Source organism: Streptococcus halitosis (assembly GCF_003143695.2).
GTDB classification, from domain to species: Bacteria; Bacillota; Bacilli; order Lactobacillales; family Streptococcaceae; genus Streptococcus; species Streptococcus halitosis.
The window spans coordinates 84530-108082 of record NZ_QEMY02000003.1 but is presented as its reverse complement, the minus strand read 5'-3'; the positions used below and the strand labels follow the sequence as shown (position 1 = coordinate 108082).

Annotated in this window: 20 protein-coding genes; 18 read left to right on the top strand and 2 right to left on the bottom strand. The window is 41.1% G+C overall.

The genetic code is table 11. From position 1 onward, the window contains the following. Nucleotides 1-48: 48 nt before the first annotated feature. Nucleotides 49-1503, bottom strand: coding sequence for an alpha-amylase (locus DB729_RS07805; protein ID WP_084872040.1), 1455 nt, complete (start codon nt 1501-1503; stop codon nt 49-51). A 272-nt stretch (nt 1504-1775) separates the two neighbouring features. Between DB729_RS07805 and DB729_RS07800 the strand changes: the two genes are divergently transcribed. The 16 genes from DB729_RS07800 (at nt 1776) to DB729_RS07725 (ending at nt 19730) form a co-directional block, all read left to right on the top strand. Beyond that, the gene (locus tag DB729_RS07800) at nt 1776-2939 is read left to right on the top strand and encodes a class I SAM-dependent rRNA methyltransferase (protein ID WP_162279313.1); all 1164 of its coding nucleotides are present in this window, start codon (nt 1776-1778) and stop codon (nt 2937-2939) included. After that, nucleotides 2936-3613 (top strand): type I 3-dehydroquinate dehydratase, encoded by a 678-nt coding sequence (gene aroD, locus DB729_RS07795; RefSeq protein ID WP_084872041.1) that lies wholly within the window; start codon nt 2936-2938, stop codon nt 3611-3613. Before DB729_RS07800 ends, aroD begins: the two co-directional genes overlap by 4 nt. Further along, nucleotides 3603-4457: a shikimate dehydrogenase gene (locus tag DB729_RS07790; RefSeq protein ID WP_084872043.1), complete on the top strand. Its 855-nt coding sequence runs from the start codon at nt 3603-3605 to the stop codon at nt 4455-4457. Before aroD ends, DB729_RS07790 begins: the two co-directional genes overlap by 11 nt. Nucleotides 4458-4473: 16 nt before the next feature. Continuing rightward, nucleotides 4474-5541, top strand: coding sequence for a 3-dehydroquinate synthase (gene aroB / locus DB729_RS07785; protein ID WP_109289471.1), 1068 nt, complete (start codon nt 4474-4476; stop codon nt 5539-5541). Between the two features lie 9 nt (nt 5542-5550). Then, nucleotides 5551-6717 (top strand): chorismate synthase, encoded by a 1167-nt coding sequence (aroC, locus tag DB729_RS07780; protein WP_109289472.1) that lies wholly within the window; start codon nt 5551-5553, stop codon nt 6715-6717. Between the two features lie 9 nt (nt 6718-6726). Beyond that, on the top strand, nt 6727-7830 hold the full coding sequence (locus DB729_RS07775) for a prephenate dehydrogenase (protein WP_084872046.1): 1104 nt from the start codon (nt 6727-6729) through the stop codon (nt 7828-7830). A 10-nt stretch (nt 7831-7840) separates the two neighbouring features. Next, a complete protein-coding gene (locus DB729_RS07770; protein ID WP_033585642.1) occupies nt 7841-8179 on the top strand; it encodes a YlbF/YmcA family competence regulator in 339 nt (112 codons plus the stop codon). Between the two features lie 90 nt (nt 8180-8269). Continuing rightward, nucleotides 8270-9553, top strand: coding sequence for a 3-phosphoshikimate 1-carboxyvinyltransferase (gene aroA, locus DB729_RS07765; protein WP_033585644.1), 1284 nt, complete (start codon nt 8270-8272; stop codon nt 9551-9553). Beyond that, entirely contained in the window at nt 9546-10022 is a 477-nt protein-coding gene (locus tag DB729_RS07760; RefSeq protein ID WP_001151347.1) for a shikimate kinase, read from the top strand. The genes aroA and DB729_RS07760 overlap by 8 nt, the downstream gene beginning before the upstream one ends. Continuing rightward, entirely contained in the window at nt 10019-10867 is an 849-nt protein-coding gene (gene pheA, locus DB729_RS07755; RefSeq protein WP_109289473.1) for a prephenate dehydratase, read from the top strand. The genes DB729_RS07760 and pheA overlap by 4 nt, the downstream gene beginning before the upstream one ends. Next, nucleotides 10864-12159: an LCP family protein gene (locus DB729_RS07750; RefSeq protein WP_084872050.1), complete on the top strand. Its 1296-nt coding sequence runs from the start codon at nt 10864-10866 to the stop codon at nt 12157-12159. The genes pheA and DB729_RS07750 overlap by 4 nt, the downstream gene beginning before the upstream one ends. A 145-nt stretch (nt 12160-12304) precedes the next feature. After that, complete coding sequence (locus tag DB729_RS07745; RefSeq protein ID WP_084872052.1) at nt 12305-13141, top strand: LicD family protein; 837 nt, start codon at nt 12305-12307, stop codon at nt 13139-13141. Further along, nucleotides 13138-14106 carry a glycosyltransferase family 2 protein gene (locus DB729_RS07740; RefSeq protein ID WP_109289474.1) on the top strand — a complete coding sequence of 323 codons (969 nt, stop codon included), beginning with the start codon at nt 13138-13140 and terminating at the stop codon, nt 14104-14106. Before DB729_RS07745 ends, DB729_RS07740 begins: the two co-directional genes overlap by 4 nt. A 21-nt stretch (nt 14107-14127) precedes the next feature. Then, on the top strand, nt 14128-16287 hold the full coding sequence (locus DB729_RS07735) for a LicD family protein (RefSeq protein ID WP_109289475.1): 2160 nt from the start codon (nt 14128-14130) through the stop codon (nt 16285-16287). A gap of 57 nt (nt 16288-16344) precedes the next feature. Then, entirely contained in the window at nt 16345-17157 is an 813-nt protein-coding gene (locus tag DB729_RS07730) for a LicD family protein (protein ID WP_084872057.1), read from the top strand. A 44-nt stretch (nt 17158-17201) separates the two neighbouring features. After that, nucleotides 17202-19730 (top strand): MBL fold metallo-hydrolase, encoded by a 2529-nt coding sequence (locus tag DB729_RS07725; RefSeq protein ID WP_109289476.1) that lies wholly within the window; start codon nt 17202-17204, stop codon nt 19728-19730. A 46-nt stretch (nt 19731-19776) separates the two neighbouring features. Here the strand turns inward: DB729_RS07725 and DB729_RS07720 are convergent, their stop codons facing one another. Then, the gene (locus tag DB729_RS07720; protein ID WP_109289477.1) at nt 19777-21255 is read right to left on the bottom strand and encodes an oligosaccharide flippase family protein; all 1479 of its coding nucleotides are present in this window, start codon (nt 21253-21255) and stop codon (nt 19777-19779) included. Between the two features lie 122 nt (nt 21256-21377). On the opposite strand from DB729_RS07720, the gene mecA reads away from it, so the two are divergent. Further along, a complete protein-coding gene (gene mecA, locus DB729_RS07715; protein WP_109289478.1) occupies nt 21378-22118 on the top strand; it encodes an adaptor protein MecA in 741 nt (246 codons plus the stop codon). 147 nt (nt 22119-22265) lie between these two features. Next, nucleotides 22266-23552 (top strand): homoserine dehydrogenase, encoded by a 1287-nt coding sequence (locus tag DB729_RS07710; protein ID WP_109289479.1) that lies wholly within the window; start codon nt 22266-22268, stop codon nt 23550-23552. The last annotated feature ends 1 nt before the right edge of the window (nt 23553 follow it).

Sequence of the window (23553 nt, the reverse complement as noted above, 5' to 3'; positions counted from 1 at the left end):
TACAAAAAAGCCAAATCAGCTTGGACCTGGCTTGGTAATCATTGGCTATTAGATTGTATTTGCTGCCCAGACACTTACTGAACCCGCTGCTACTGGAAATTCTCCATAACCGTCAGCATCAATTGTGACTTGGTCTTGGTGATTTCCAAGTAAATCTACGAAAGTTTGGTCAGCCCATTCTTGCCCGACAAACATAGACTTGCTATTTTCTTGGTCATTTGAAATCAAGACTGCGATTGGGGATTGATGTTCAGCACCTGAACGAACCCAACCGATACAGTTAGCATCGTCAAAGTAGTCTGTTTGCTCTCCATAGGCCAAGTCTTTTCGGATGGCTAGGAGACGGTCAAGAACTTCTCTGAAATCTTGTTGAGCAAATTGCCCTGAAATACCGTAATAATCTCCGTAAAAGACACATGGAAGCCCATCTTTGCGTAATAGAATAAGAGCATAGGCTGCTGGTTTGAACCATTCTTCAACAGTAGACTCAAGGGCTTGACCTCGTTGGGTATCATGGTTGTCGACAAAGGTCACAGCCTTATCGGGTTTTAGTTCAACCAAGCTATCTGTGAAAATGCCACGAAGGTCGTAATTTGCTCCAGCTTGACTGGCTTCAAAGAGATTCTGGTGGAGACGAACATCGACAAGGTCAAAACGTTCCTCTGTTTTTTCGAGATAGTCTAGGTTGGCTTCTTTATCTGGATTCCAAAATTCACCAAAAACATAGAAATCTTGACCATATTTTTCCTTCATATCACGGATGAAATTGCGCATAAAGAAAGAGTCAATGTGTTTGACGGCATCCAAGCGGAAACCAGCAATACCAGTCGTTTCCATGAACCAGTCAGCCCAGTCATAGATATTTTTGATCACTTCAGGATGCTTAAAGTCTAGATCGGCATACATGAGGTAGTCGTAGTTGCCGTTTTCATTATCGACCAATTCCTCGTTTGCCCAGCCCTTGTTGTCCCCTTGGATCAGGTAAATGCCAGATTTACGGCGTTTGGCATCATAGTCTGTGCCAGTAAAGTGGTACCAGTGCCAGTGGAAGTCATTGTAGGTGTCTTGGCGACCATCGAAGGTGAAGTGGGTCCAGCCATTGATAGTAAATGGCTCACTTAGTTGAACGGTACGATCCTCAGGGTCCACTTCAATAACCTGAAAGGCTTCCATGTGATCGGCAGCAGCCTTGTGATTGAGCACCACATCGGCCATAGGTTGAATTCCCTGAGCCTTTAGGGATTGAATGGCTTGAAGATAGTCCTCTTTAAACCCATACTTGGTGCGGACAGTCCCTTTTTGGTGAAATTCACCTAGGTCAAAAAGATCGTAAACACCATAGCCGACATCTTTTTCGTTGGTAGCCTTGAAGGCTGGTGGCATCCAGACGTGGCTAATTCCCAGATGGGCTAGGTGCTCTGCATCATTTGTCAGTCGCGTCCAGTGTTGGCCGTCGTGAGGCAGATACCATTCAAAGTACTGCATAAGTGTCTGATTTTGCATTGTTTTTCCTCTTGCTTATCAATGTTGTGTTTTATTCTACCATAAAGTTTAGAACTAGGCAAACGTTTGCGCAATTTTCTATACTCATTTATGTTTTTGTCTATTTTTAGCGAATAGAATCTCTCCTTCCATTATAAGGGAAAAGATGTTTTGGTGAAAAAGTAAATGGAATAAACTTATTTTAACAAAAATGGCACTTAGTAAACTAAAGTAAAAATGGATAAGCGGTTTCTTTTTTGAGAATTGTCATAAAATTTGCTATAATAGTAGCTATGAATAGAATTAGGGTCAGCAGACGTGTTGAAAAAAAGCTAGCTAAGGGTCTAGTTCTTTTGGAAGCAAGTGATTTAACAGATATTGATCTGACGGATCAGGCAGTAGAAGTTCTTAGTCAAGACGGCAAGTTTTTAGGGAGTGCCTATCTTTCTCAGCAGAACAAAGGCATCGGCTGGATGGTCAGTAAGGAAAAGGTTAGCTTTAACCAAATCTTTTTTGAAGCTTTGTTTCGTAAGGCCAAGGAAGTTAGAAAGCCTTATTATCAGGATGACTTGACTACTGCCTTTCGCCTTTTTAACCAAGAGGGGGATGGCTTTGGCGGTCTGACTGTTGATCTCTACGGAGATTATGCTGTCTTTTCGTGGTACAACTCCTTTGTTTACCAGATTCGGAAGCTGATAGTAAAGGCTTTTAAGGAAGTTTTTCCTGAGGTCTTGGGAGCATACGAAAAGATTCGTTTTAAAGGTCTAGATTACGAGTCTGCCCATGTTTATGGTGAGGAAGCGCCAGACTATTTTACTGTTCTTGAGAATGGCGTGCTCTATCAAGTCTTTATGAATGATGGCTTGATGACAGGTATTTTCCTAGACCAGCATGAGGTTCGTGGGAGTTTGGTTGACGGTCTAGCCATGGGCAAATCCTTGCTCAATATGTTTTCCTATACGGCTGCCTTTTCTGTTGCTGCAGCTATGGGAGGCGCGAGTGAGACGACTTCTGTCGACTTGGCCAAACGGTCCAGAGAGCTATCAGAAGCTCATTTTCAAGCAAATGGATTCAGCATGGACAATCACCGTTTTATCGTTATGGATGTCTTTGAGTACTTCAAGTATGCCAAGCGAAAGGGTTTGACCTATGATGTGATTGTCCTTGATCCGCCGAGCTTTGCCCGCAATAAAAAACAAACATTCTCTGTGGCGAAGGATTATCACAAGTTGATTTCCCAGAGCCTAGAGATTTTAAATCCGAGAGGGATTATCATTGCCAGTACTAATGCTGCCAATGTTTCCCGCCAGAAATTTACAGAACAAATTGATAAAGGTTTTGCAGGAAGAAGGTATCAGATTTTAAACAAATATGGTCTTCCAGCAGACTTTGCCTATAATAAAAAAGATGAAAGCAGTAATTACCTCAAGGTGATTAGTATGAAGGTTAGTAAATGAAATTAGTCGTCTCAGTAATGCCAAGAAGTTTAGAAGAAGCGCAAGAACTGGATGCCACTAGGTATGAAGATGCCGATATCATTGAGTGGCGTGCAGACTTTCTTGCAAAGGACGCTATTTTACAGGTAGCACCCGCTATCTTTGAAAAATTTGCAGGACGCGAACTGGTCTTTACCCTTCGGACTCGCGCTGAGGGAGGAGAAATCGAACTTTCCTCAGAAGAGTATGTTCAAATTATCAAGGAAGTGGCGCAACTCTATCAACTAGACTATATTGATTTCGAGTACTACAGCTACAAGGATGTTTTTGAGGAAATGTTGGATTTTCCAAATCTTGTTTTGAGTTATCATAATTTCCAGGAGACACCTGAAAATATGATGGAAATCCTGTCGGAGTTGACCAGTCTCTCTCCAAAGGTGGTCAAGGTATCAGTTATGGCCCATACGGAGCAGGATGTTTTAGACCTGATGAACTACACACGAGGATTTAAAACACTCAATCCTGAGCAAGAGTACGTGACCATTTCCATGGGGAAAATGGGCAAGGTATCACGCATTACTTCAGATGTGACGGGTTCAAGTTGGTCATTTGCTAGTCTGGATGAAGCGAGTGCCCCAGGTCAGATTTCATTGGCTAACATGAAAAAAATCAGGGAGATTTTGGATGAAGCTTGATGGCTATACGCGTTTAGCTGCAGTTGTTGCAAATCCCATTAAACACTCTATTTCACCCTTCATCCATAATATGGCCTTTGAGGCGACAGCTACCAATGGTGTCTATGTAGCTTGGGAGATTGAAGCGGGTGACTTGGCAGAAACAGTTGCCAATATTCGCCGTTACCAGATGTTTGGGATCAACCTGTCTATGCCTTACAAGGAGCAAGTGATTCCTTATCTGGATGAGTTGAGTGATGAGGCTCGTTTGATTGGTGCGGTCAACACAGTTGTTAATCAAGACGGAACGTTAATTGGATATAATACAGATGGCAAGGGATTCTTTAAGAGCTTGCCTTCTTTTACAATCTCGGATAAGAAAATGACCATTCTGGGCGCAGGTGGTGCAGCCAAGTCTATTTTGGCACAAGCCATTTTGGACGGCGTCAGTCAGATTTCTGTCTTTGTTCGTTCAGTTTCCATGGAAAAAACAAGACCTTACCTAGACAAGTTGCAGGAGCAAACAGGCTTTAAAGCGGATTTGTACGCTTTAGAAGATGCTTTTGAACTGCAATCAAGGATTGCCGATTCGCACTTACTAGTCAATGCCACCAGTGTGGGCATGGATGACAAATCATCCCCAGTTCCTGAAAGCATAGTCTTACCAAAGGCTCTCTTGGTCGCAGATATCATTTACCAACCCTTTGAGACGCCGTTTTTGAAATGGGCTAGAAGTCAGGGCAATCCAGCTGTCAACGGCCTGGGGATGTTGCTCTATCAAGCTGCTGAAGCTTTTCAATTGTGGACAGGTAAAGAAATGCCGACAGAAGAGATTTGGCAGTCCCTAACAGAAAAATACCAATAAAAAAGGAGACCCTACTATGAAAATCAGAATCGATATTCCACATCATCCTTATGATATTCAGATTGAAAAAGGTTGTTTGGCTCAGGCTGGTCAATGCTTGCGAGAACTCTGGCAACCACAAAAAGTGGTTATCGTAACCGACAACCATGTAGCCTCTCTCTATGCAGAGAAGGTTAAACTCAGCCTAGAAGATGCTGGTTTTCAGGTAGCTGTTTTTGACTTTTTAGAAGGCGAAGAACGAAAAAATTTAACCACTGTTCAGAAGGTCTATGAATTTTTAGTCAAGCAAGGTCTGACTCGTAGCGATGGGATTGTGGCTCTTGGCGGTGGTGTCGTTGGGGACCTAGCTGGTTTCGTAGCCTCTACCTATATGCGGGGCATTCACTTTGTTCAGATTCCGACTAGTTTGACAGCCCAGGTTGATTCTTCTATCGGTGGAAAGACGGGTGTTAACACTCCATTTGCTAAGAATATGGTGGGAACTTTTGCCCAACCAGATGGGGTTCTGATTGATCCGCTTGTCCTTGAAACACTCGGAAAAAGAGAGTTGATTGAAGGGATGGGTGAGGTCATCAAGTATGGCTTGATTGAGGATCCAGAACTTTGGGCTCTCTTGACGGAGATAGATGGTTCTGTTGAAAGCATACTGGAACATGCAGAGACTTTGATTGAACATTCTTGTCAGGTTAAGCGCAAGATGGTGGTTGAGGATGAGTTAGACAACGGTGTTCGCCTTTACCTCAATTTTGGCCACACTATTGGCCATGCTATTGAAGCGACTGCTGGTTATGGCAAGGTCATGCATGGTGAGGCTGTGGCCATGGGGATGGTACAGATTTCCAAGATTGCTGAGGGGAAAGGCCTCATGCCAGAAGGAATAACCCAGTCTATCACAGAGATGTGCCAGAAATTTGGCTTGCCTGTTGAGTACGAAAACTGGGATGTTGATAAGCTTTATCAAGCACTTACTCATGACAAGAAAGCGCGTGGGAACACCTTGAAATTGGTCTTGGTACCAGGGCTCGGATCAGCGACCATTCACCCAGTTTCTCTGGAAGAGATGAAAGACTACTTGGTAAAATAAGGAGAGTGTATGAGATATTTAACTGCAGGAGAATCACACGGTCCTCGATTGACGGCTATTATTGAAGGAATTCCAGCTGGACTTCCTTTGACAGCAGAGGATATCAATGGAGACCTTAAACGCCGTCAGGGTGGCTACGGTCGCGGTGGTCGTATGAAGATTGAGAGCGACCAGGTTGTCTTTACGTCGGGCGTTCGTCACGGGAAGACGACAGGAGCTCCTATTACCATGGATGTCATCAACAAAGACCACCAAAAATGGCTGGATATCATGTCTGCTGAGGACATTGAAGACCGCCTTAAAATCAAACGGAAAATCACCCATCCACGTCCAGGTCACGCCGATTTGGTAGGGGGCATCAAGTACCGTTTTGATGATTTACGAAATTCCTTGGAACGTTCATCAGCTCGTGAAACAACCATGCGGGTGGCAGTTGGAGCTGTAGCCAAACGTCTCTTAGCTGAGCTGGATATGGAGATTGCCAACCACGTTGTGGTCTTTGGTGGTAAGGAAATCGATGTACCTGAAAATCTAACAGTCGCTGAGATTAAGGAAAGAGCTGCCCAATCTGAAGTTTCTATTGTCAACCAAGAACGGGAACAGGAAATCAAGGATTATATTGACCAAATCAAGCGTGACGGTGATACCATCGGTGGGGTTGTGGAGACAGTCGTCGGAGGTGTTCCAGTTGGTCTTGGTTCCTATGTCCAATGGGACAGAAAATTGGATGCGCGATTGGCCCAAGCAGTTGTTTCTATCAATGCCTTTAAAGGAGTAGAATTTGGTCTCGGATTTGAAGCTGGTTACCGAAAAGGCAGCCAAGTTATGGATGAAATTCTCTGGTCTAAAGAAGACGGTTATACTCGCCGTACCAATAATCTAGGTGGTTTCGAAGGTGGCATGACCAATGGGCAACCTATCGTTGTTCGAGGTGTCATGAAACCCATTCCCACTCTCTACAAACCATTGATGAGTGTGGATATCGAAACTCACGAACCTTACAAGGCAACCGTGGAGAGAAGTGATCCGACCGCTCTTCCAGCAGCAGGTGTTGTCATGGAAGCCGTTGTGGCAACGGTTCTGGCACAAGAAATCCTTGAAAAATTCTCATCAGATAATCTTGAAGAATTAAAAGAGGCAGTTGCCAAGCACCGAGACTATACAAAGAACTATTAAGGAGTCCTTATGGCAAAAACCATCTATATCGCAGGTCTCGGTTTGATTGGTGCTTCTATGGCCCTAGGTATCAAGCGTGATCATCCGGATTATGAAATTTTGGGTTATAATCGCAGTCAGGCTTCGAGAGACATTGCCTTGGAGCGGGGGATGATTGACCGTGCGACGGATGATTTTGCCAGTTTCGCTCCCCTAGCAGATGTCATCATCCTGACCTTGCCAATCAAACAGACCATTGCTTTTATTAAGGAGCTGGCAAACTTAGACTTGAAGGAAGGCGTCATTATCTCGGATGCAGGCTCGACCAAGTCAGCCATCGTGGATGCGGCGGAGGAACATTTAGCTGGCAATCCTGTTCGCTTTGTCGGGGCCCATCCCATGGCCGGTAGCCACAAGACAGGGGCTGCCTCTGCGGATGTTAATCTCTTTGAAAATGCCTACTATATCTTCACACCTTCGAGCCTGACAAGTCCTGACACACTTGAGGAAATGAAGGATCTGCTTTCAGGCCTTCATGCTCGTTTTATCGAGATTGATGCCAAGGAGCATGATCGGGTGACTTCTCAGATTAGCCATTTTCCTCATATTCTGGCTTCCAGCCTTATGGAGCAGACGGCAGTTTATGCTCAAGAACATGAGATGGCAAGGCGCTTTGCGGCAGGTGGTTTTCGAGATATGACTCGCATTGCGGAAAGCGAGCCAGGTATGTGGACTTCCATTCTCTTGTCCAATCGTGAGACTATTCTAGATCGAATTGCGGATTTCAAGGAGCGCCTAGATGAGGTTGGACAAGCCATCAGCAAGGGAGATGAAGAGCAAATCTGGAACTTTTTCAACCAAGCGCGTGCGCAACGTCAGGCCATGGAAATCCATAAGCGTGGTGGTGTGGACAGTTCTTATGACCTCTATGTCGATGTTCCCGATGAAGAAGATGTTATCTTGCGGATTTTGGAATTACTTCGTGGGACTTCTTTGGTTAATATCCACATCAACGAAGAAAACCGTGAAGATGTTCACGGGATTCTACAAATTTCCTTTAAAAATGCTCAAGACTTAGAACGAGCTGAGCGCTTAATTACAGAAAATACGGACTACACAGTCGTCATCAAATAAGGAGAAAATCATGTCAAATATTTACGATAGTGCAAATGAACTTAGTCGCGGATTACGCGAATTACCAGAATACAAGGCGGTCAAGGCAGCAAAAGATGCCATCCAAGCTGATGAACAAGCTAGCAAGATTTTTGCAGACTACCTCGCTTTCCAGCAAGAAATCCAAGTCATGGCGCAAACGGGACAAATGCCAGACGCCTCTTTCCAAGAAAAGATGCAGTCTTTCAGCAAACAAATCCAAGAGAACGCTCTTTTGTCAGATTTCTTTACCAAACAGCAACAATTGTCTATATACCTTTCAGACATTGAAAAAATTGTCTTTGAACCTGTTTCAGAATTATTAAAATAGTATTTTATCTGTATAAAAGCCAGAAATTTCAGGAATTTCTGGCTTTTTTGTGATAAAATAAGAAAAAGTGTTGCAAGTATGAGGTCAACTATGAAACTAAAAACAAACATTCGCCACTTACATGGCAGTATCTGGGTTCCAGGTGACAAGTCTATTAGTCACCGTTCGATTATTTTCGGAAGTTTGGCTGAGGGAGAAACCAAGGTATATGATATTTTGCGTGGAGAGGATGTACTTTCAACCATGCAGATTTTTCGTGACCTTGGTGTTGAAATTGAGGATAAAGATGGGGTTATTACCATTCAAGGTGTTGGAATGGATGGCTTAAAAGCTCCGCAAAATGCTCTTGATATGGGTAATTCTGGTACCTCGATTCGCCTGATCTCAGGTGTCCTTGCTGGTGCAGACTTCGAAGTAGAAATGTTTGGAGATGATAGTCTTTCCAAACGTCCTATGGATCGTGTGACGATTCCATTGAAAAAAATGGGGGTTAGCATTTCAGGGCAAACAGAGCGAGACCTGCCTCCCCTTCATTTAAAAGGGACGAAAAACCTAAGACCTATTCAGTATGAGTTGCCAATCGCCTCTGCTCAAGTTAAGTCTGCCTTGATATTTGCAGCCTTGCAGGCTCAGGGGGAGTCCGTGATTATCGAGAAAGAATGTACTCGTAACCACACCGAAGATATGCTACAGCAATTTGGTGGCCATTTAAGTGTGGATGGCAAGAAAATCACAGTCCAAGGGCCGCAAAAATTGACAGGACAAAAAGTGGTTGTTCCAGGAGATATTTCCAGTGCAGCCTTTTGGCTAGTCGCAGGTTTGATCGTTCCAAATTCTCGTGTAGTGCTGCAGAATGTGGGCATCAACGAAACGCGTACTGGTATTATTGATGTCATTCGCGCCATGGGAGGAAAATTAGAAATAACTGAAATCGATCCAGTTGCTAAATCAGCAACCCTAACTGTCGAGTATTCTGACTTAAAAGGAACAGAGATTGGTGGATCCTTGATTCCCCGTTTGATTGATGAATTGCCTATTATTGCCCTTCTAGCGACCCAAGCCCAAGGTGTAACAGTTATTAAGGATGCTGAAGAACTCAAGGTCAAGGAAACTGACCGCATTCAGGTGGTGGCAGATGCCTTAAATAGCATGGGAGCGGACATCACTCCTACAGCAGACGGGATGATTATCAAAGGGAAATCAAGACTTCATGGCGCTAGAGTCAATACGTTTGGTGACCATCGAATCGGAATGATGACAGCCATCGCAGCCCTCTTGGTTGCGGATGGAGAAGTGGAACTTGACCGTGCTGAAGCCATCAATACCAGCTATCCTAGCTTCTTTGAGGATTTGGAGAGCTTGATTCATGGCTAAGGTATTACTCGGATTTATGGGGGCAGGCAAGTCGACAATCGCTAGAGGGTTGGCCCCAGACTACATTGATATGGATTCCTTAATCGAGGAACGTTTGGACATGTCCATTGCGGATTTCTTCGTTGAAAAAGGAGAAGTGGCCTTTCGTCAAGTAGAGTCAGAAGTCCTAGCTGACTTACTAAAAACGGATCACGTTGTGTCAACTGGAGGAGGGGTTGTCATTTCTCAGAAAAATCGCGACTTGCTTAAGACCAATCCTGATAACATCTACCTAAAAGCAGATTTTGAAACCCTCTACCAACGTATCGCAGCTGATAAGGACAATCAGCGCCCGCTTTTTCTTAACAAAAGTAAGGAAGAACTGGCAACTATTTTCCAAGAAAGACAAGCTTGGTATGAGGAAGTAGCCAGTCAAGTTCTTGATGTGACCAAGTTAAGCCCAAAGGAAATTATAGAGGAACTGAGATGAAAATTGCCTATCTAGGTCCCAAGGGATCTTTTTCGCATCATGTTGTGCAGACAGCATTTCCCAAAGAGGAATTGCAGGCTTTTGCCAATATCACAGATGTTATCAAGGCCTATGAACAGGGCTTGGTGGACTATTCTGTGGTGCCAGTTGAAAACTCCATTGAAGGTAGTGTCCGTGAAAGTTTGGATTACCTTTTTCACCAGGCTCGCATCCAAGCAGTTGCAGAAATCGTCCAGCCTATTCACCAGCAGTTGATGGTGGTTCCAGGTCACTCAAAAATTGAAAAGATCTTTTCTCATCCTCAGGCTCTGGCTCAAGGAAAGAGGTTCATTGATGCACACTATCCAGATGCTAAAATAGAGGTAACCGCTAGTACTGCCTATGCAGCTCGATTTATTTCAGAACATCCAGACCAGCCATACGTAGCCATTGCACCAAGAAGTTCTGCCGAAGAATATGGCTTGGAATTAATTGCAGAGGATATTCAGGAGATGGAAGCCAATTTCACACGTTTTTGGGTGTTAGGGGCAGAGATACCGAAGATTCCTTTGAACTCGCAAGCTGAAAAAATGAGTTTGGCCTTGACCTTACCAGACAACCTACCTGGTGCTCTTTACAAGGCACTTTCGACCTTTGCTTGGAGGGGGATTGACTTAACAAAGATTGAAAGTCGCCCCCTTAAAACAGCCTTGGGAGAATACTTTTTCATTATCGATATAGACTATAGTGACAAAGAACTGGTTCATTTTGCCAGACAAGAACTAGAGGCCATTGGGATCCAGCACAAGATACTGGGAACCTACCCGATTTTTACCATAACTGATATAGAAAAGGAGAGTCAATGAGCAAAGAAAATCCTTTAAGTCATCACGAGCAGTTACGTTATGACTATCTCTTCAAAAATATTCATTACCTCAACGATCGTGAACGGAGGGAGTTTGATTATCTGCAACAAAAAATGACAGGCCCCAAGTCTGAAGTTCACCACTTCTCCCAAGAAGAAAAAGAAGAAACTTGGGGTAGAGATATTGATCTTCCGACTTATGGCAGTAGAAGTCGATCTAAGAGACGTGAAAAGGTAGCTCCTCTGCCTAAAGTCAAAAAGAAAAAAAGAAGAATTCGCTTCAAACGAATACTGACTTGGTTCTTGTTGTTGATTACATGTGTGGCTGCAGGGATGATTTTCATGTTTCTTCGAGGGTTCCAGTCAGCGGCCAATCCAACAAATAAGCCAGCTGACGCCAAGGCAGCTCAAGTAGAGGTCTTTAACGGTCAGGATACCAAAGACGGTGTGAATATTTTAGTCATGGGGACAGATGGCCGTATCGGTCAAAATAGTGCAGAAACCCGTACCGATACGATCATGGTACTAAATGTCAGCGGATCGGATAAAAAGATCAAGCTAGTCAGCTTTATGCGTGATAACTTAGTCTATATCGACGGGTATAGTAAGATTGTAAATGGCCAGAAACAAACGGATAACAAACTAAATGTTGCTTATGAACTTGGGGAACAAGAAGGGCAAAAAGGGGCAGAAATGGTCCGCAAGGTTCTAAAAGACAACTTTGATTTGGATATCAAGTACTATGCCCTAGTTGACTTCCAGGCCTTTGCAGCAGCTATTGATACCCTCTTCCCTGACGGAGTAACAATTGATGCTCAATTCTCAACATTGAATGGTCAACCTCTGACAGAAGCTACAGTTGGAGATGATCTGCATGCAACAGAGACGGAGTCACCAACCCAAACCATCAAAGTTGGAAAACAGCAGATGAATGGATCCACCTTGCTGAACTACGCTCGCTTCCGTGATGATGATGAAGGGGACTACGGTCGTACCAAACGTCAGCAACAAGTCATGTCAGCTGTTCTTGAGCAGATTAAAGATCCAACCAAGCTCTTTACAGGATCAGAGGCACTTGGAAAAGTCTTTGGCATGACATCAACAAATCTACCATATAGCTTCTTGTTGACCAATGGATTATCTGTCCTAGAAGGTGCTCAAAATGGAATTGAAAGACTCACCGTCCCAGAACTTGGTGACTGGGTAGATGCTTATGATGTCTATGGAGGGCAAGGACTTCTTGTCGATCAAAATAAATACCAAACCAAACTTGCTCAAATGGGGATGAGATAAAAGGCGATAAATGAAAATCAAAGTTTGATTCACTAGTGAAATGGTGGTCTGAGCTTTGGTTTTTCTTACTATCTGATAGATTTTTAAGGCTTTTTTATGGTATAATAAAATGATATAACTCGTTATTGGACAGAAGAGGAGAGATATGAGTGATTTGAAAGCGATTCAGGCTCGTAGCCTGGAAATGGCTGAATATTTCGTCGCATTTTGTAAAGAACATGATTTGTTATGCTACCTCTGTGGAGGAGGAGCTATTGGCGCCCTTCGTAATAAGGGCTTCATTCCTTGGGATGATGACTTAGACTTTTTCATGCCCCGCAAGGACTATGAAAAATTGGCAGAACTGTGGCCCCGTTATGCAGATGAGCGTTATTTCTTGTCAAAGAGCAAGAAGGATTTTGTAGACCGTAACCTTTTTATCACCATTCGTGACAAGGAAACCACTTGTATCAAGCCTTATCAGAAGGATTTGGATTTGCCACACGGTTTGGCTTTGGATGTTTTACCTTTGGATTATTATCCTAAAAATCCGGCTGAGCGTAAGAAACAGGTTCGCTGGGCTTTGATTTATTCACTCTTTTGCGCCCAAACTATCCCAGAAAAGCATGGTGCTATCATGAAATGGGGAAGTCGCATCTTACTCGGCCTAACTCCAAAATCTCTACGTTATCGCATTTGGAAAAAAGCTGAAAAAGAAATGACCAAGTATGGTCTCGCTGAGAGCGATGGAATCACAGAATTATGCTCGGGCCCAGGCTACATGCGAAACAAATATCCAATCGCATCCTTTGAAGACAATCTATTCTTGCCATTTGAAGGAACGGAGATGCCTATTCCAGTGGGCTATGATGCCTATCTCAGCACTGCTTTTGGAGACTATATGACACCGCCACCAGTGGACAAGCAAGTACCGCATCATGATGCCATTATAGCAGACATGGACAAGAGCTACACAGAGTATAAGGGAGAATATGGAGCATGATGGGAGAAAAAATAAGCGTTATCGTTCCAGTCTACAATGTAGAAGCCTATCTGGAGCGATGTGTGGAGTCGATTCTTCAACAGACTTATGCCCATTTTGAGTTAATCTTAATCAACGATGGTTCTACTGATTCCAGCGGACAGATCTGTGATCACTTAGCATCTCAGTATGAGAATATCAAGGTTCATCATATCGAAAATGCTGGAGTTTCAAATGCTAGAAATATGGGAATTCAGCTAGCGACGGGTTCTTGGGTTACCTTTATTGATAGCGATGATTTCGTTACCCAGGATTACCTAGCTACTTTAGCAAGTGCAGTTGAAGGGTTGAATGTAGGCTTTGTAATTGCTCCTCTGCACCATATCAAAAACGGCATTGTAACAGACCTACCTTCACATTCTGGAAAAACAGAACTCTGGTCAACAGAAGAAACCATGAAGGAACTACTGATGACCACCAGAACGTCATTTTTTCCAGTTGCAAAACTGTTTAAGAGAGACCTGCTTGCGGATGAAAAGTTTAATACAAATTATCACCTAGCTGAAGATGCCTTATTTTTAACTGAATTGCTACTAAAGACAAGATGCAGTAGCGTATTTATTGACAAGCCTGTTTATTATTATGATCATCGTGAGGGAAGTGCAACAACATCTGTTAATCAGCATGTGTTTGATACGATAGAAGTTTATCAGCAAATAATTGCTCAAGTTTCACAAGCTTTTCCTAATTTAAAATACGAATTAATAAACAGAGAATGTTGGTCGTACATCACAGTTTACGATAAAATTATCTTTACTTCACGTGAAGAGTATCAAAAGGAGAAAGCCGAGCTGAGGACTTGGATTGTTCAGCATCGACGTGAAATATGGAAGGATGCTTATTTCACTACTTTTCGCAAGGTAGCGATCCTTTCACTTGTCATTTCTCCATGGCTATATAAGAAAATTGTTGGATTAAAAAACTAATATCATGAGAAGGAGTTGAAAATGAATTTTTCAAAAATGGATGAATACTTTGAAAAATCAAAACTATGGATTGCGTATCTATTTGTTTTCATTTCGATTTTAAGTATGAGTTCACTGGTTTATAAGATAGCAAATCCCCTCTATAAGGGATTGTCAGCGATTGTAGTGCTTTATATTTGCTATACTTTATTGTTTAAGTGGAAAGAAATCACAGTAGATCGTAAATTTCTATCCTTATTTGGACTATTAGCTGGAAGCCATCTGCTATCTGCTATTTTCAATCGCTCGGGACATTTGATTGGAAATGTGATTGAAATTCTCTTCATGGTAACCTATGTTTTACTATTTACCATGTTGCAATCAGGGCAACTTAAAAAATTATTTGACTGGATTGCCTATACGGTTCAAATTGTATCTTTTTCTTCAGCAATTTTTGCGTTTGGTTTATTGGTAAGTAGAGTCCTTATCCTATTTAAGATTGGCGAACAATCTTATTACTATGGTGTCATGAATGGACGTCTGTGGGGAATTGTTAATCCTAATGCTAGTGCGATATTTTCATACATTAGCATTATTTTGGCTATGTATTTGATCCATAAAGGAAGTAAGTATTCTGTTTATCTTAAACTGAACAATGTGATTCAATTAGTTTACTTCGCTACGATGCAAAGTCGAGGAGCCTTACTTTCTTTACTTCTCATGATTGGACTCTATAGTTTCTTTGCTACTAGAGGAAGTATCGTTAAACGATTCCTCACTTTTATAGTTGTTGGTTTGCTGATTACTGCAACTAATATTGGATTAAGCTATGTAACTTCAATCTATATTTCATCTGAAACTACGACTGTCTTAGATTTAAACAAAGGACAATCCTATGCTGAAACAGATTCGTCTGTCGCTAAGAAGAATGGTGAGCTCCATCTGATTGAAACAACACCAAGTGGTAGAACCTATATCTGGAAAAATGCCATCAAGATGGGAAGTACGAAACCAATTTTTGGTTATGGTGTACGAAATGTTCCAGATTACTATACAGAATATTTCAGTAAATTTGAGATTCAAAACTCCCTTATCGGTGGGAATTTCCATAACATTTTTGTGACCATATTTGTCAGTTCGGGAGTTCTAGGTTTGGTATCCTTCCTTCTTGTACTGGCTTATGTCATCAAGCGCTTTTTAACGTATTTGATTGTTTCAAAGAAAAATACTGATAAATTGATCATGATCCTTTTCTTCGGTATCTTGTTTGGTCAGTTGTTTGAGAGTCAGATCATGTACTCTACCAACTTTATCAATATCATCTTTTGGTTAGCGATTGGCTATGGGCTCGTAGTCTGCAAACGGGATGAAGGAGTTCGGTACCAAGAAGTAACAGATGTCAATGAAATTCAACAGATGGAACTTGGAATCATGGAGTATATTCATGAAGTTTGTCAGAAAATTGGGGTTAAGTATTTCTTAGCATATGGAAGTCTAATTGGTGCTGTTCGCCATCAAGGATTTATCCCTTGGGATGATGACATGGATATCTGCATGTTACGAGAAGATTATGAAAAATTGCAAGACTACCTTATCGCTAACCCTGATGAACGTTACGAGGTCATGTCTTATAAAAACAATCTCAACTATGTCTATCCCTTCATGAAAGTGCAGGATAACCATACCTACTTGCTAGAAGAAGATGTTCGCATCGATTCCAATATGGGAATCTATGTAGATATTTTCCCTGTAGATGGCTACGAGGATGACGTAGAATTTAAAAACAAGATGACGAAACTGATAAAGAAACGTCAATTGAGTTGCTACACCTTTAAAGGCATTACTAATACGAAAAGTGTACTGAATTCACTGCTACGCTATGTGTCAGTTATTATTTTCTATTTCACCAATACGAACAAATACGTTGCCCAGATTGAAGAGCTTGCAAAATCCCGTAAAGTCTCAGATTATGAGCAAGTGGATTATCTTATCTACAAAGATATGAACAAACCAGTGTGGAGACGTGAATGGCTGGAACAAGTTACTACTGGAACATTTGAAGGTAAGGAATTTACCATTCCGAAAAATTATCATGAAATTTTGACCTCAGACTACGGAGACTATATGCAATTGCCACCGGTTGAACAAAGAGTATCTCATCATGATTTTAAATTATGGAAGATTGTTAAAAGGTCTAAATGACGGGATTGGGATTAAGAAACGTTTAAAAATATAGTCAAATTTAGGAGAATAAAACCTATGTCTGAAAGAACTTTAACTCTTGAAGAAATTAAGCAAGTAGAATTGGATATTTTAAAGTATCTACATGAGCTTTGTGAACAACATCAAATCAAATACTTTATTGATTTTGGAACCTTACTAGGAGCTGTACGCCATAAAGGATTCATCCCTTGGGATGATGATACAGATATTTCCTTAGCGCGTGATGAATTTGAAAAACTGTATAAGGTTTTACAAAATGAAAATCATCCCTACTATAAATTGATTTCATTCAGAGAAACAAAGGGATATCCATACAGTTATATGAGAGTCTATGATGTAAGGACACGTCGAGATGCTAACCTCGTAGACCCAACGGTCGTATTGGGAACTTGTGTTGACATTTTTCCATATGATGGTGTCGTAACACAAGAAAGTGACCGTAAGAAAATGAGGCTCTACAAATATTTGATTCGTCTTTCTTCTTTGAATTTTAAAGGAATCAAGTCTGAGAATGGGGGACTTAAAAACCTCCCTCGTTATATGGGATCAGCTATTTTCCGCTTAACTTCCCCACAGCTATGGAATCAAAAATTAGAGAGCCTTGCTTTGAAGTATAGTGTAGATCAAGCAACAGATCTTACTTGTACTATCTATGACCCTTATTATCCAAATGGTATAAAAAAAGAATGGCTCTATGATTTGATTGATATGCCTTATGAAAACATTGTGGTCAAGGTTCCGAGAAAGTACCATGAAGTACTTGTCTACGAATTTGGAGAAAACTATATGACTCCACCCCCTATTGAGCAGCAAGTCCCAGGAGGGGATAAAAATTATTGGATTGATTAGATTAGTAAAAGTTGCTTGTCGTTTAAGATAAAGGAGTTTTCAAGGTGAAAAATAAATGGTTATTAAAATCAGTTAGATATGGTGTTCTCGCATTCTTTCTATTACTGATTCAGTTATCGCAAGGAGTAGATGCAGATACCATCTCTGCAGGTTCGGGCAATCGTATCCATTTCATAAATACTAAAGCAAAATCTGGGAGTGATGCCATCCTTCTGGAAAGTAATGGTCATTATGCTTTGATTGATATGGGAGAAGACTATGATTTCCCTGATGGGAGTGACCCACGCTATCCAAGCCGCTGGGGAATTTCCATGAGAAATAATCAAGTATTGGAAGATCGCTTGATTCGCCACCTGGATCAAATAGGTGTAAAAAAATTAGATTTTATTCTAGGAACTCATGTCCATAGTGACCATATTGGTGGAGCGGATGAAATACTCAATCGATATCAAGTCGGTAAGTTTTATTTGAAAAAATATTCAGATGATCGGATCACCTCACACTGGGGACTTTGGGATAATCTTTTTAATTATGATAATGCTTTGAGAGCGGCTCAAAAACGAGGGGTTACTCTTATTCAGAATATTACAGATGAGGATAGTCACTTTAAATTAGGTGATATGGATATCCAACTCTATAACTATAAGAATGAATATGATGCTGATGGGAATCTGAAAAGAGTTCGAGATGATAACTCCAACTCCATTGTTTCAGTGGTGACTGTGGCAGGAAAGAGAATCTATCTTGGTGGAGATTTGGATAATGCCGAGGGAGCAGAAGATAAGTTAGGTCCAGTTATCGGCAAGGTTGATATGATGAAATGGAACCACCATTATGATGCGACAATTTCAAATACGATTAATTTCCTTGAAAACTTATCACCAAAAATGGTTATTCAGACAACTGGTGGAGATATTAATGTTGCTTCAACCAGAGAATACCTTCAGAAGAAAAATATTCAGGTTCTTCATGCTGCTAGCCAAACTCAAGACGCTACCGTTTTTGATATTAGCGATAAAGGATTTGCAAATGTTTCAAATTCCTTCCCTGATATCCCTGTAGTTGACGAAAAATGGTATCAAGAAGATGGTTATTGGAAATATCGTTTGACTGATGGAGAAATGGCTATCGGCTGGAGAGAGATTGGCGGAGCCACTTATTTCTTTAATGGAAAAGGACAAATGCAAGCAGGTCGCTGGCTTCACCTTAACGACGACTGGGGAGAAAATGCCAAAGGGAATGATTACTATCTGAACCAAAATGGTAAAATGCAAACTGGTGGTTGGTTCAAACTAGATGACTCTTGGTATTATATCCAATCAAATGGTGCTAGACGATTTAGCGAGCTCTCTGAAATTGGAGGGAAAAAGTATCTCTTTGCGGCAGATGGGAAGATGCTAACAGGACACCAAGTCTATAATGGCAAGAAGCTGTTCTTTACCGAAAGTGGTGCACTCCAAACAGAAGGTAAGCCTTCAACTTGGCAAAAGATTGATTCAGATTGGTATTTCTATGATGAGGATGGGCTAAAGACCGTCGGTAAAAAGAATATCAATGGAAGCACATACTACTTTAATCAAGAAGGTGTCATGCAAACTGGCTGGGCCTTTGTTGATGGTCACTGGAACTATTTTGCAAGTTCTGGAGCTATGAAAACTGGTTGGGTCAAGGATCAGGAAACATGGTATTATCTGGATAAAGATGGCATCATGTTAACTGGTAGACAAGATATAAATGGTGTTCGTTACTATTTGAATGCTAGTGGTGCTATGCAGATTGGCTGGAAGTGGCAAGACAATAGCTGGTACTTCTATACGAACTCAGGTGCTATGAAAACTGGTTGGTTGAAAGATAAAGAATCATGGTACTATTTGGATCCAGAAACAGGTATCATGACTGTAGGATCTAAAGAGATTGACGGTAAGAACTATTTCTTCAGCTCAGCAGGTACTATGCAAGTTGGATGGCAGTGGTCAAATGATTCTTGGCATTATTACGCTACGTCGGGCGCACTCCAAACTGGTTGGTTGAAAGATGGTGATGCCTGGTATTATCTTGAAGGTAAAGAAGGCATTATGTTAATCGGCCTCCATCAAGTAGATGGTAAGCAATATTACTTTAGCAAATCTGGTGCCATGCAAACTGGCTGGAAATGGTTTGATAATCATTATCGTTACTTTGAATCAAACGGAGCCATGAAAACTGGTTGGATAAAAGACAAAGGCGTCTGGTATTATCTAAATCCTGAAGATGGCATCATGTTGATTGGCCTTCATAAAGTAAATGGTGATCATTATTACTTTGATGAATCAGGAGCTATGCAGACAGGTTGGAAACAGCTTAATGGTAATTGGTACTATTTCCAAGCTGATGGTTCTTTGTTGAAGAACGCAACAACACCTGATGGTTACAAAGTAAACGAAGAAGGTATCTGGAAACAGGCTGTTGATGCTGTAAATAGCGAGGCAGTCAAGCCAGAACAGAAACAAGAAGCTAATTCCTCTATTGTGGAACAACCTAAACAAGATTCAAACCTAGAAGCCAACGCTTCTGAAAAGAAAGAAAAAGAATAAAGACGAAATCCCCTACTGGCAACTAATTTATCAGTAGGGGATTTTTTTAATTTCGTTTTAATTTAGCAAGTACAAGGTTCAGTGCATAGTGGAGTGTTTTGTCTTTGGTAATAAAGAGAGTCAAGAGGTAATAGATACCACAAGTTGCTATGGTAGACAGAACCATGAGAATCATGTCGAAGTTTACTGTGTAGGAATTGATTTGGAAAATCATCTTGAAAATATAGAAGATTGGGATAAAACCAAGGGATATGAAGCTATAACGTGTTAAGGTTATAAAAATTTCTTTTAAACTAATCAGTTGGTGTTTCTTGATAAAATGAATTTCAAGTAAAACGACGATAGTTTCTGCGATAATGGTCGTAGCGATGTAATACTCAGGTGCAAAAATATTATTGAAATACAAGATACTATTTAATAGAATATTAGCGCCACCACCGAGGAAGTAGAAGGCAGTTAAGCGATTTTCATGGTCATTGATAAAGATAATCTGTTTACCAAGAATCAATTCAATAGCCCAGATGATGGTACGAAAAGCGAAGACGCTAGTTACGATACCCGCTTCAAGATATTTTTCAGAAGAATAAATAACAGTTGCGTACCGTCCTAATATCATAATCCCGATACTAGTTGGAACCATAAGGAAATAGAATAAGGATGCCGCTTGATTCACGAGATAATTATAGGACTTGTAATCTTTTTTACCGAGATAGTAGCCGAGGCGTGGAATACTAACGTTGATAGCTCCACTCAAGACACTGGCAATCAACATGACGATACTATAGGCAATTGTATAATAGGAAATATAGTTTTCATCCGGTCCCTTGGTGATAAACATTCTATCTAGCAAGGTATAAAGCATATTAGCGTTTGCTAAGAGAAGCATAGTGAAGAGCGGTTTAGAAGCTTTAGCTAATTCGACGAAACCGATCTTAACAAAAGAAACTTCTCTCTTAATCCAAAGAAAACTGAGCAGGTAGTTGAGGACAGTGGTCGCTGTCATAACGATAGCATAAGGAACAATATCATCTGCCGTTTTAACAAAGGCGAAGATAGCGACCAGCATGGTAATTCGAATAATTAATGTTTTATAGAGGATGAAGGCATAGTTTTCATAAGCCTCGTTCATCCATTCGATATTGAGAAATTGGAAGAGTGCTTGAGCCCCTAGGATGTAGTAGAGGACCTTCAGATTCTCAATGCTGGTGTCAAAGAAGATAATGAGGAAGTAGATACCTGTCGTCAGGAGAGAGGTAAAAACCGAGATATAAAACAACTTAGAAAAGACGTAGTTGATTTTATTCTTGTCATCCTTGACCTTACTGATAGCTCGAATCCCGTAGTTGTATATTCCAAAGGCAGCTAGTGGAATAACGAAACTTGCCCAGGTATTGGCTGTATTGAAATAACCGTAATTGGATTTGCTGAGAATCCGCGTCAGATAAGGATTGGTTATCAGTGGAAAAACGATATTGAGAATATTGACCAGCAAGCTGGCCAAGGCATTTACTTTTATATTTTTCATTGAACTTTCTTTCTTAAATCTAAAATCATATCTAGTATTATATCACATTCTCGCTTCATTCTTTTGATAAAATCGTAAAAATCTAGTATAATAGATAGACTGAAAGTATGAGGTTACTAGATATGAAGATGAAACAAATTAGTGATACAACACTGAAAATCACGATGACTTTAGATGATTTGATGGATCGGGGAATGGAAATTGCAGACTTTCTCGTTCCTCAGGAAAAAACAGAAGAGTTTTTCTATGCTATTTTAGATGAATTAGAGATGCCAGACAATTTCTTGGATAGTGGTATGCTGAGTTTCCGTGTGACGCCAAAACCTGATAAGGTCGACGTCTTTGTGACCAAGTCCAAGATTGACCAAAATTTAGATTTTGAGGATCTGGCGGACCTACCAGATATGGAAGAATTAGCCCAAATGTCGCCGGATGAATTTCTCAAAACCTTGGAAAAGAGCATTGCAGACAAGACCAAGGACGATATTGAAGCTATCCAATCTCTAGAGCAGGTCGAAGCAAAGGAAGAAGAGCAAGAGCAAACAGAAACGGAGACTGAGAGTAAGAAAGAACCTTATATCTACTATATCCTGCGTTTTACAAGTCTTGCTGACTTGGTTGCTTTTGCAAAGACGGTTAACTACCAGATGGAAACATCTGAACTCTATAAGATGAATGGACACTACTATTTGACAATCTTAGTTGATGTGGCAAATCATCCTGGTCCCTACCCATCCTGGCTCTTGGCTCGTATGCGTGAGTTTGCAGACGATAGTGACATCAGTCGTTCAGTTTTGCAAGAGTATGGGCAAATCTTGATCAATCACGATGCAGTTCTCAGTCTGCAAAAGATTCATTCATAATTTTCAAAATCAATTTTCATTTATCAAGAAAGACGAATCATGGGATTCGTTTTTTCTTTACTAGACTGAAATAGTGATTTACTATAATAGGAATTTTCACAAAATTCTGTTATAATGGCTATATCAGAAAATTTCTAGGAGACAAACATGACAGTTAAAATTGCTTTACTTGGATTTGGTACCGTTGCAAGTGGTGTGCCATTCCTCCTAAAGGAAAATGGAGAAAAAATCGTTCAGTCAGCTCATTCAGAGATTGAAGTAGCCAAGGTATTGGTCAAGGATGAAGATGAAAAGAACCGCTTGCTTGCAGCAGGAAATGACTTTAACTTTGTAACCAATGTAGATGATATTTTATCAGACAAAGATGTTACCATTGTAGTGGAATTGATGGGACGTATCGAACCTGCTAAAACCTTTATCACTCGTGCCTTGGAAGCTGGAAAACACGTTGTTACTGCCAACAAGGACCTTTTGGCTGTCCATGGCGCAGAATTGCTAGAAATCGCTAAAGAGCATAATGTAGCACTTTACTATGAAGCAGCAGTAGCTGGTGGGATTCCAATTCTTCGTACTTTAGCAAATTCATTGGCTTCTGATAAAATCACGCGCGTTCTTGGTGTCGTTAACGGAACTTCTAACTTCATGATGACCAAAATGGTGGAAGAAGGCTGGTCTTACGATGATGCTCTGGCGGAAGCACAAAGACTTGGATTTGCAGAAAGCGACCCTACAAATGACGTAGATGGGATTGATGCAGCCTACAAGATGGTGATTTTGAGCCAATTTGCCTTTGGCATGAAGGTTGCCTTCGACGATGTAGCCCATAAGGGAATCCGCAACATCACACCAGAAGATGTAGCTGTTGCCCAAAACCTCGGCTATGTAGTGAAATTGGTAGGTTCTATCGAGGAAACTCCTTCAGGTATTGCTGCGGAAGTAACTCCAACCTTCCTTCCTAAAGCACATCCACTTGCCAGTGTGAATGGGGTAATGAACGCTGTTTTTGTAGAATCTATTGGCATCGGTGCATCTATGTACTACGGACCAGGTGCGGGTCAAAAACCAACTGCAACAAGTGTTGTAGCAGATATTGTCCGTATCGTTCGTCGCTTGAATGATGGTACCATCGGTAAAGACTTCAACGAATATAGCCGTGACTTGGTCTTGGCAAATCCAGAAGATGTCAAAGCTAATTACTATTTCTCAATCTTGACACCAGACTCAAAAGGTCAGGTCTTGAAACTGGCTGAAATCTTTAATGCTCAAGATATTTCCTTCAAGCAAATCCTCCAAGATGGAAAAGAGGGTGATAAGGCGCGTGTAGTGATTATCACTCATAAGATTAATAAAGCACAACTTGAGAATGTTTCAGCTGAGTTGGCCAAAGCTTCAGAATTTGACCTCTTGAATACCTTCAAGGTGTTAGGAGAATAGG

Coding starts and splice junctions, on each gene's coding strand:
- DB729_RS07805 (WP_084872040.1), bottom strand. CDS start 1,503: ATGCAAAATCAGACACTTATGCAGTACTTTGAATGGTATCTGCCTCAC.
- DB729_RS07800 (WP_162279313.1), top strand. CDS start 1,776: ATGAATAGAATTAGGGTCAGCAGACGTGTTGAAAAAAAGCTAGCTAAG.
- aroD (WP_084872041.1), top strand. CDS start 2,936: ATGAAATTAGTCGTCTCAGTAATGCCAAGAAGTTTAGAAGAAGCGCAA.
- DB729_RS07790 (WP_084872043.1), top strand. CDS start 3,603: ATGAAGCTTGATGGCTATACGCGTTTAGCTGCAGTTGTTGCAAATCCC.
- aroB (WP_109289471.1), top strand. CDS start 4,474: ATGAAAATCAGAATCGATATTCCACATCATCCTTATGATATTCAGATT.
- aroC (WP_109289472.1), top strand. CDS start 5,551: ATGAGATATTTAACTGCAGGAGAATCACACGGTCCTCGATTGACGGCT.
- DB729_RS07775 (WP_084872046.1), top strand. CDS start 6,727: ATGGCAAAAACCATCTATATCGCAGGTCTCGGTTTGATTGGTGCTTCT.
- DB729_RS07770 (WP_033585642.1), top strand. CDS start 7,841: ATGTCAAATATTTACGATAGTGCAAATGAACTTAGTCGCGGATTACGC.
- aroA (WP_033585644.1), top strand. CDS start 8,270: ATGAAACTAAAAACAAACATTCGCCACTTACATGGCAGTATCTGGGTT.
- DB729_RS07760 (WP_001151347.1), top strand. CDS start 9,546: ATGGCTAAGGTATTACTCGGATTTATGGGGGCAGGCAAGTCGACAATC.
- pheA (WP_109289473.1), top strand. CDS start 10,019: ATGAAAATTGCCTATCTAGGTCCCAAGGGATCTTTTTCGCATCATGTT.
- DB729_RS07750 (WP_084872050.1), top strand. CDS start 10,864: ATGAGCAAAGAAAATCCTTTAAGTCATCACGAGCAGTTACGTTATGAC.
- DB729_RS07745 (WP_084872052.1), top strand. CDS start 12,305: ATGAGTGATTTGAAAGCGATTCAGGCTCGTAGCCTGGAAATGGCTGAA.
- DB729_RS07740 (WP_109289474.1), top strand. CDS start 13,138: ATGATGGGAGAAAAAATAAGCGTTATCGTTCCAGTCTACAATGTAGAA.
- DB729_RS07735 (WP_109289475.1), top strand. CDS start 14,128: ATGAATTTTTCAAAAATGGATGAATACTTTGAAAAATCAAAACTATGG.
- DB729_RS07730 (WP_084872057.1), top strand. CDS start 16,345: ATGTCTGAAAGAACTTTAACTCTTGAAGAAATTAAGCAAGTAGAATTG.
- DB729_RS07720 (WP_109289477.1), bottom strand. CDS start 21,255: ATGAAAAATATAAAAGTAAATGCCTTGGCCAGCTTGCTGGTCAATATT.
- mecA (WP_109289478.1), top strand. CDS start 21,378: ATGAAGATGAAACAAATTAGTGATACAACACTGAAAATCACGATGACT.
- DB729_RS07710 (WP_109289479.1), top strand. CDS start 22,266: ATGACAGTTAAAATTGCTTTACTTGGATTTGGTACCGTTGCAAGTGGT.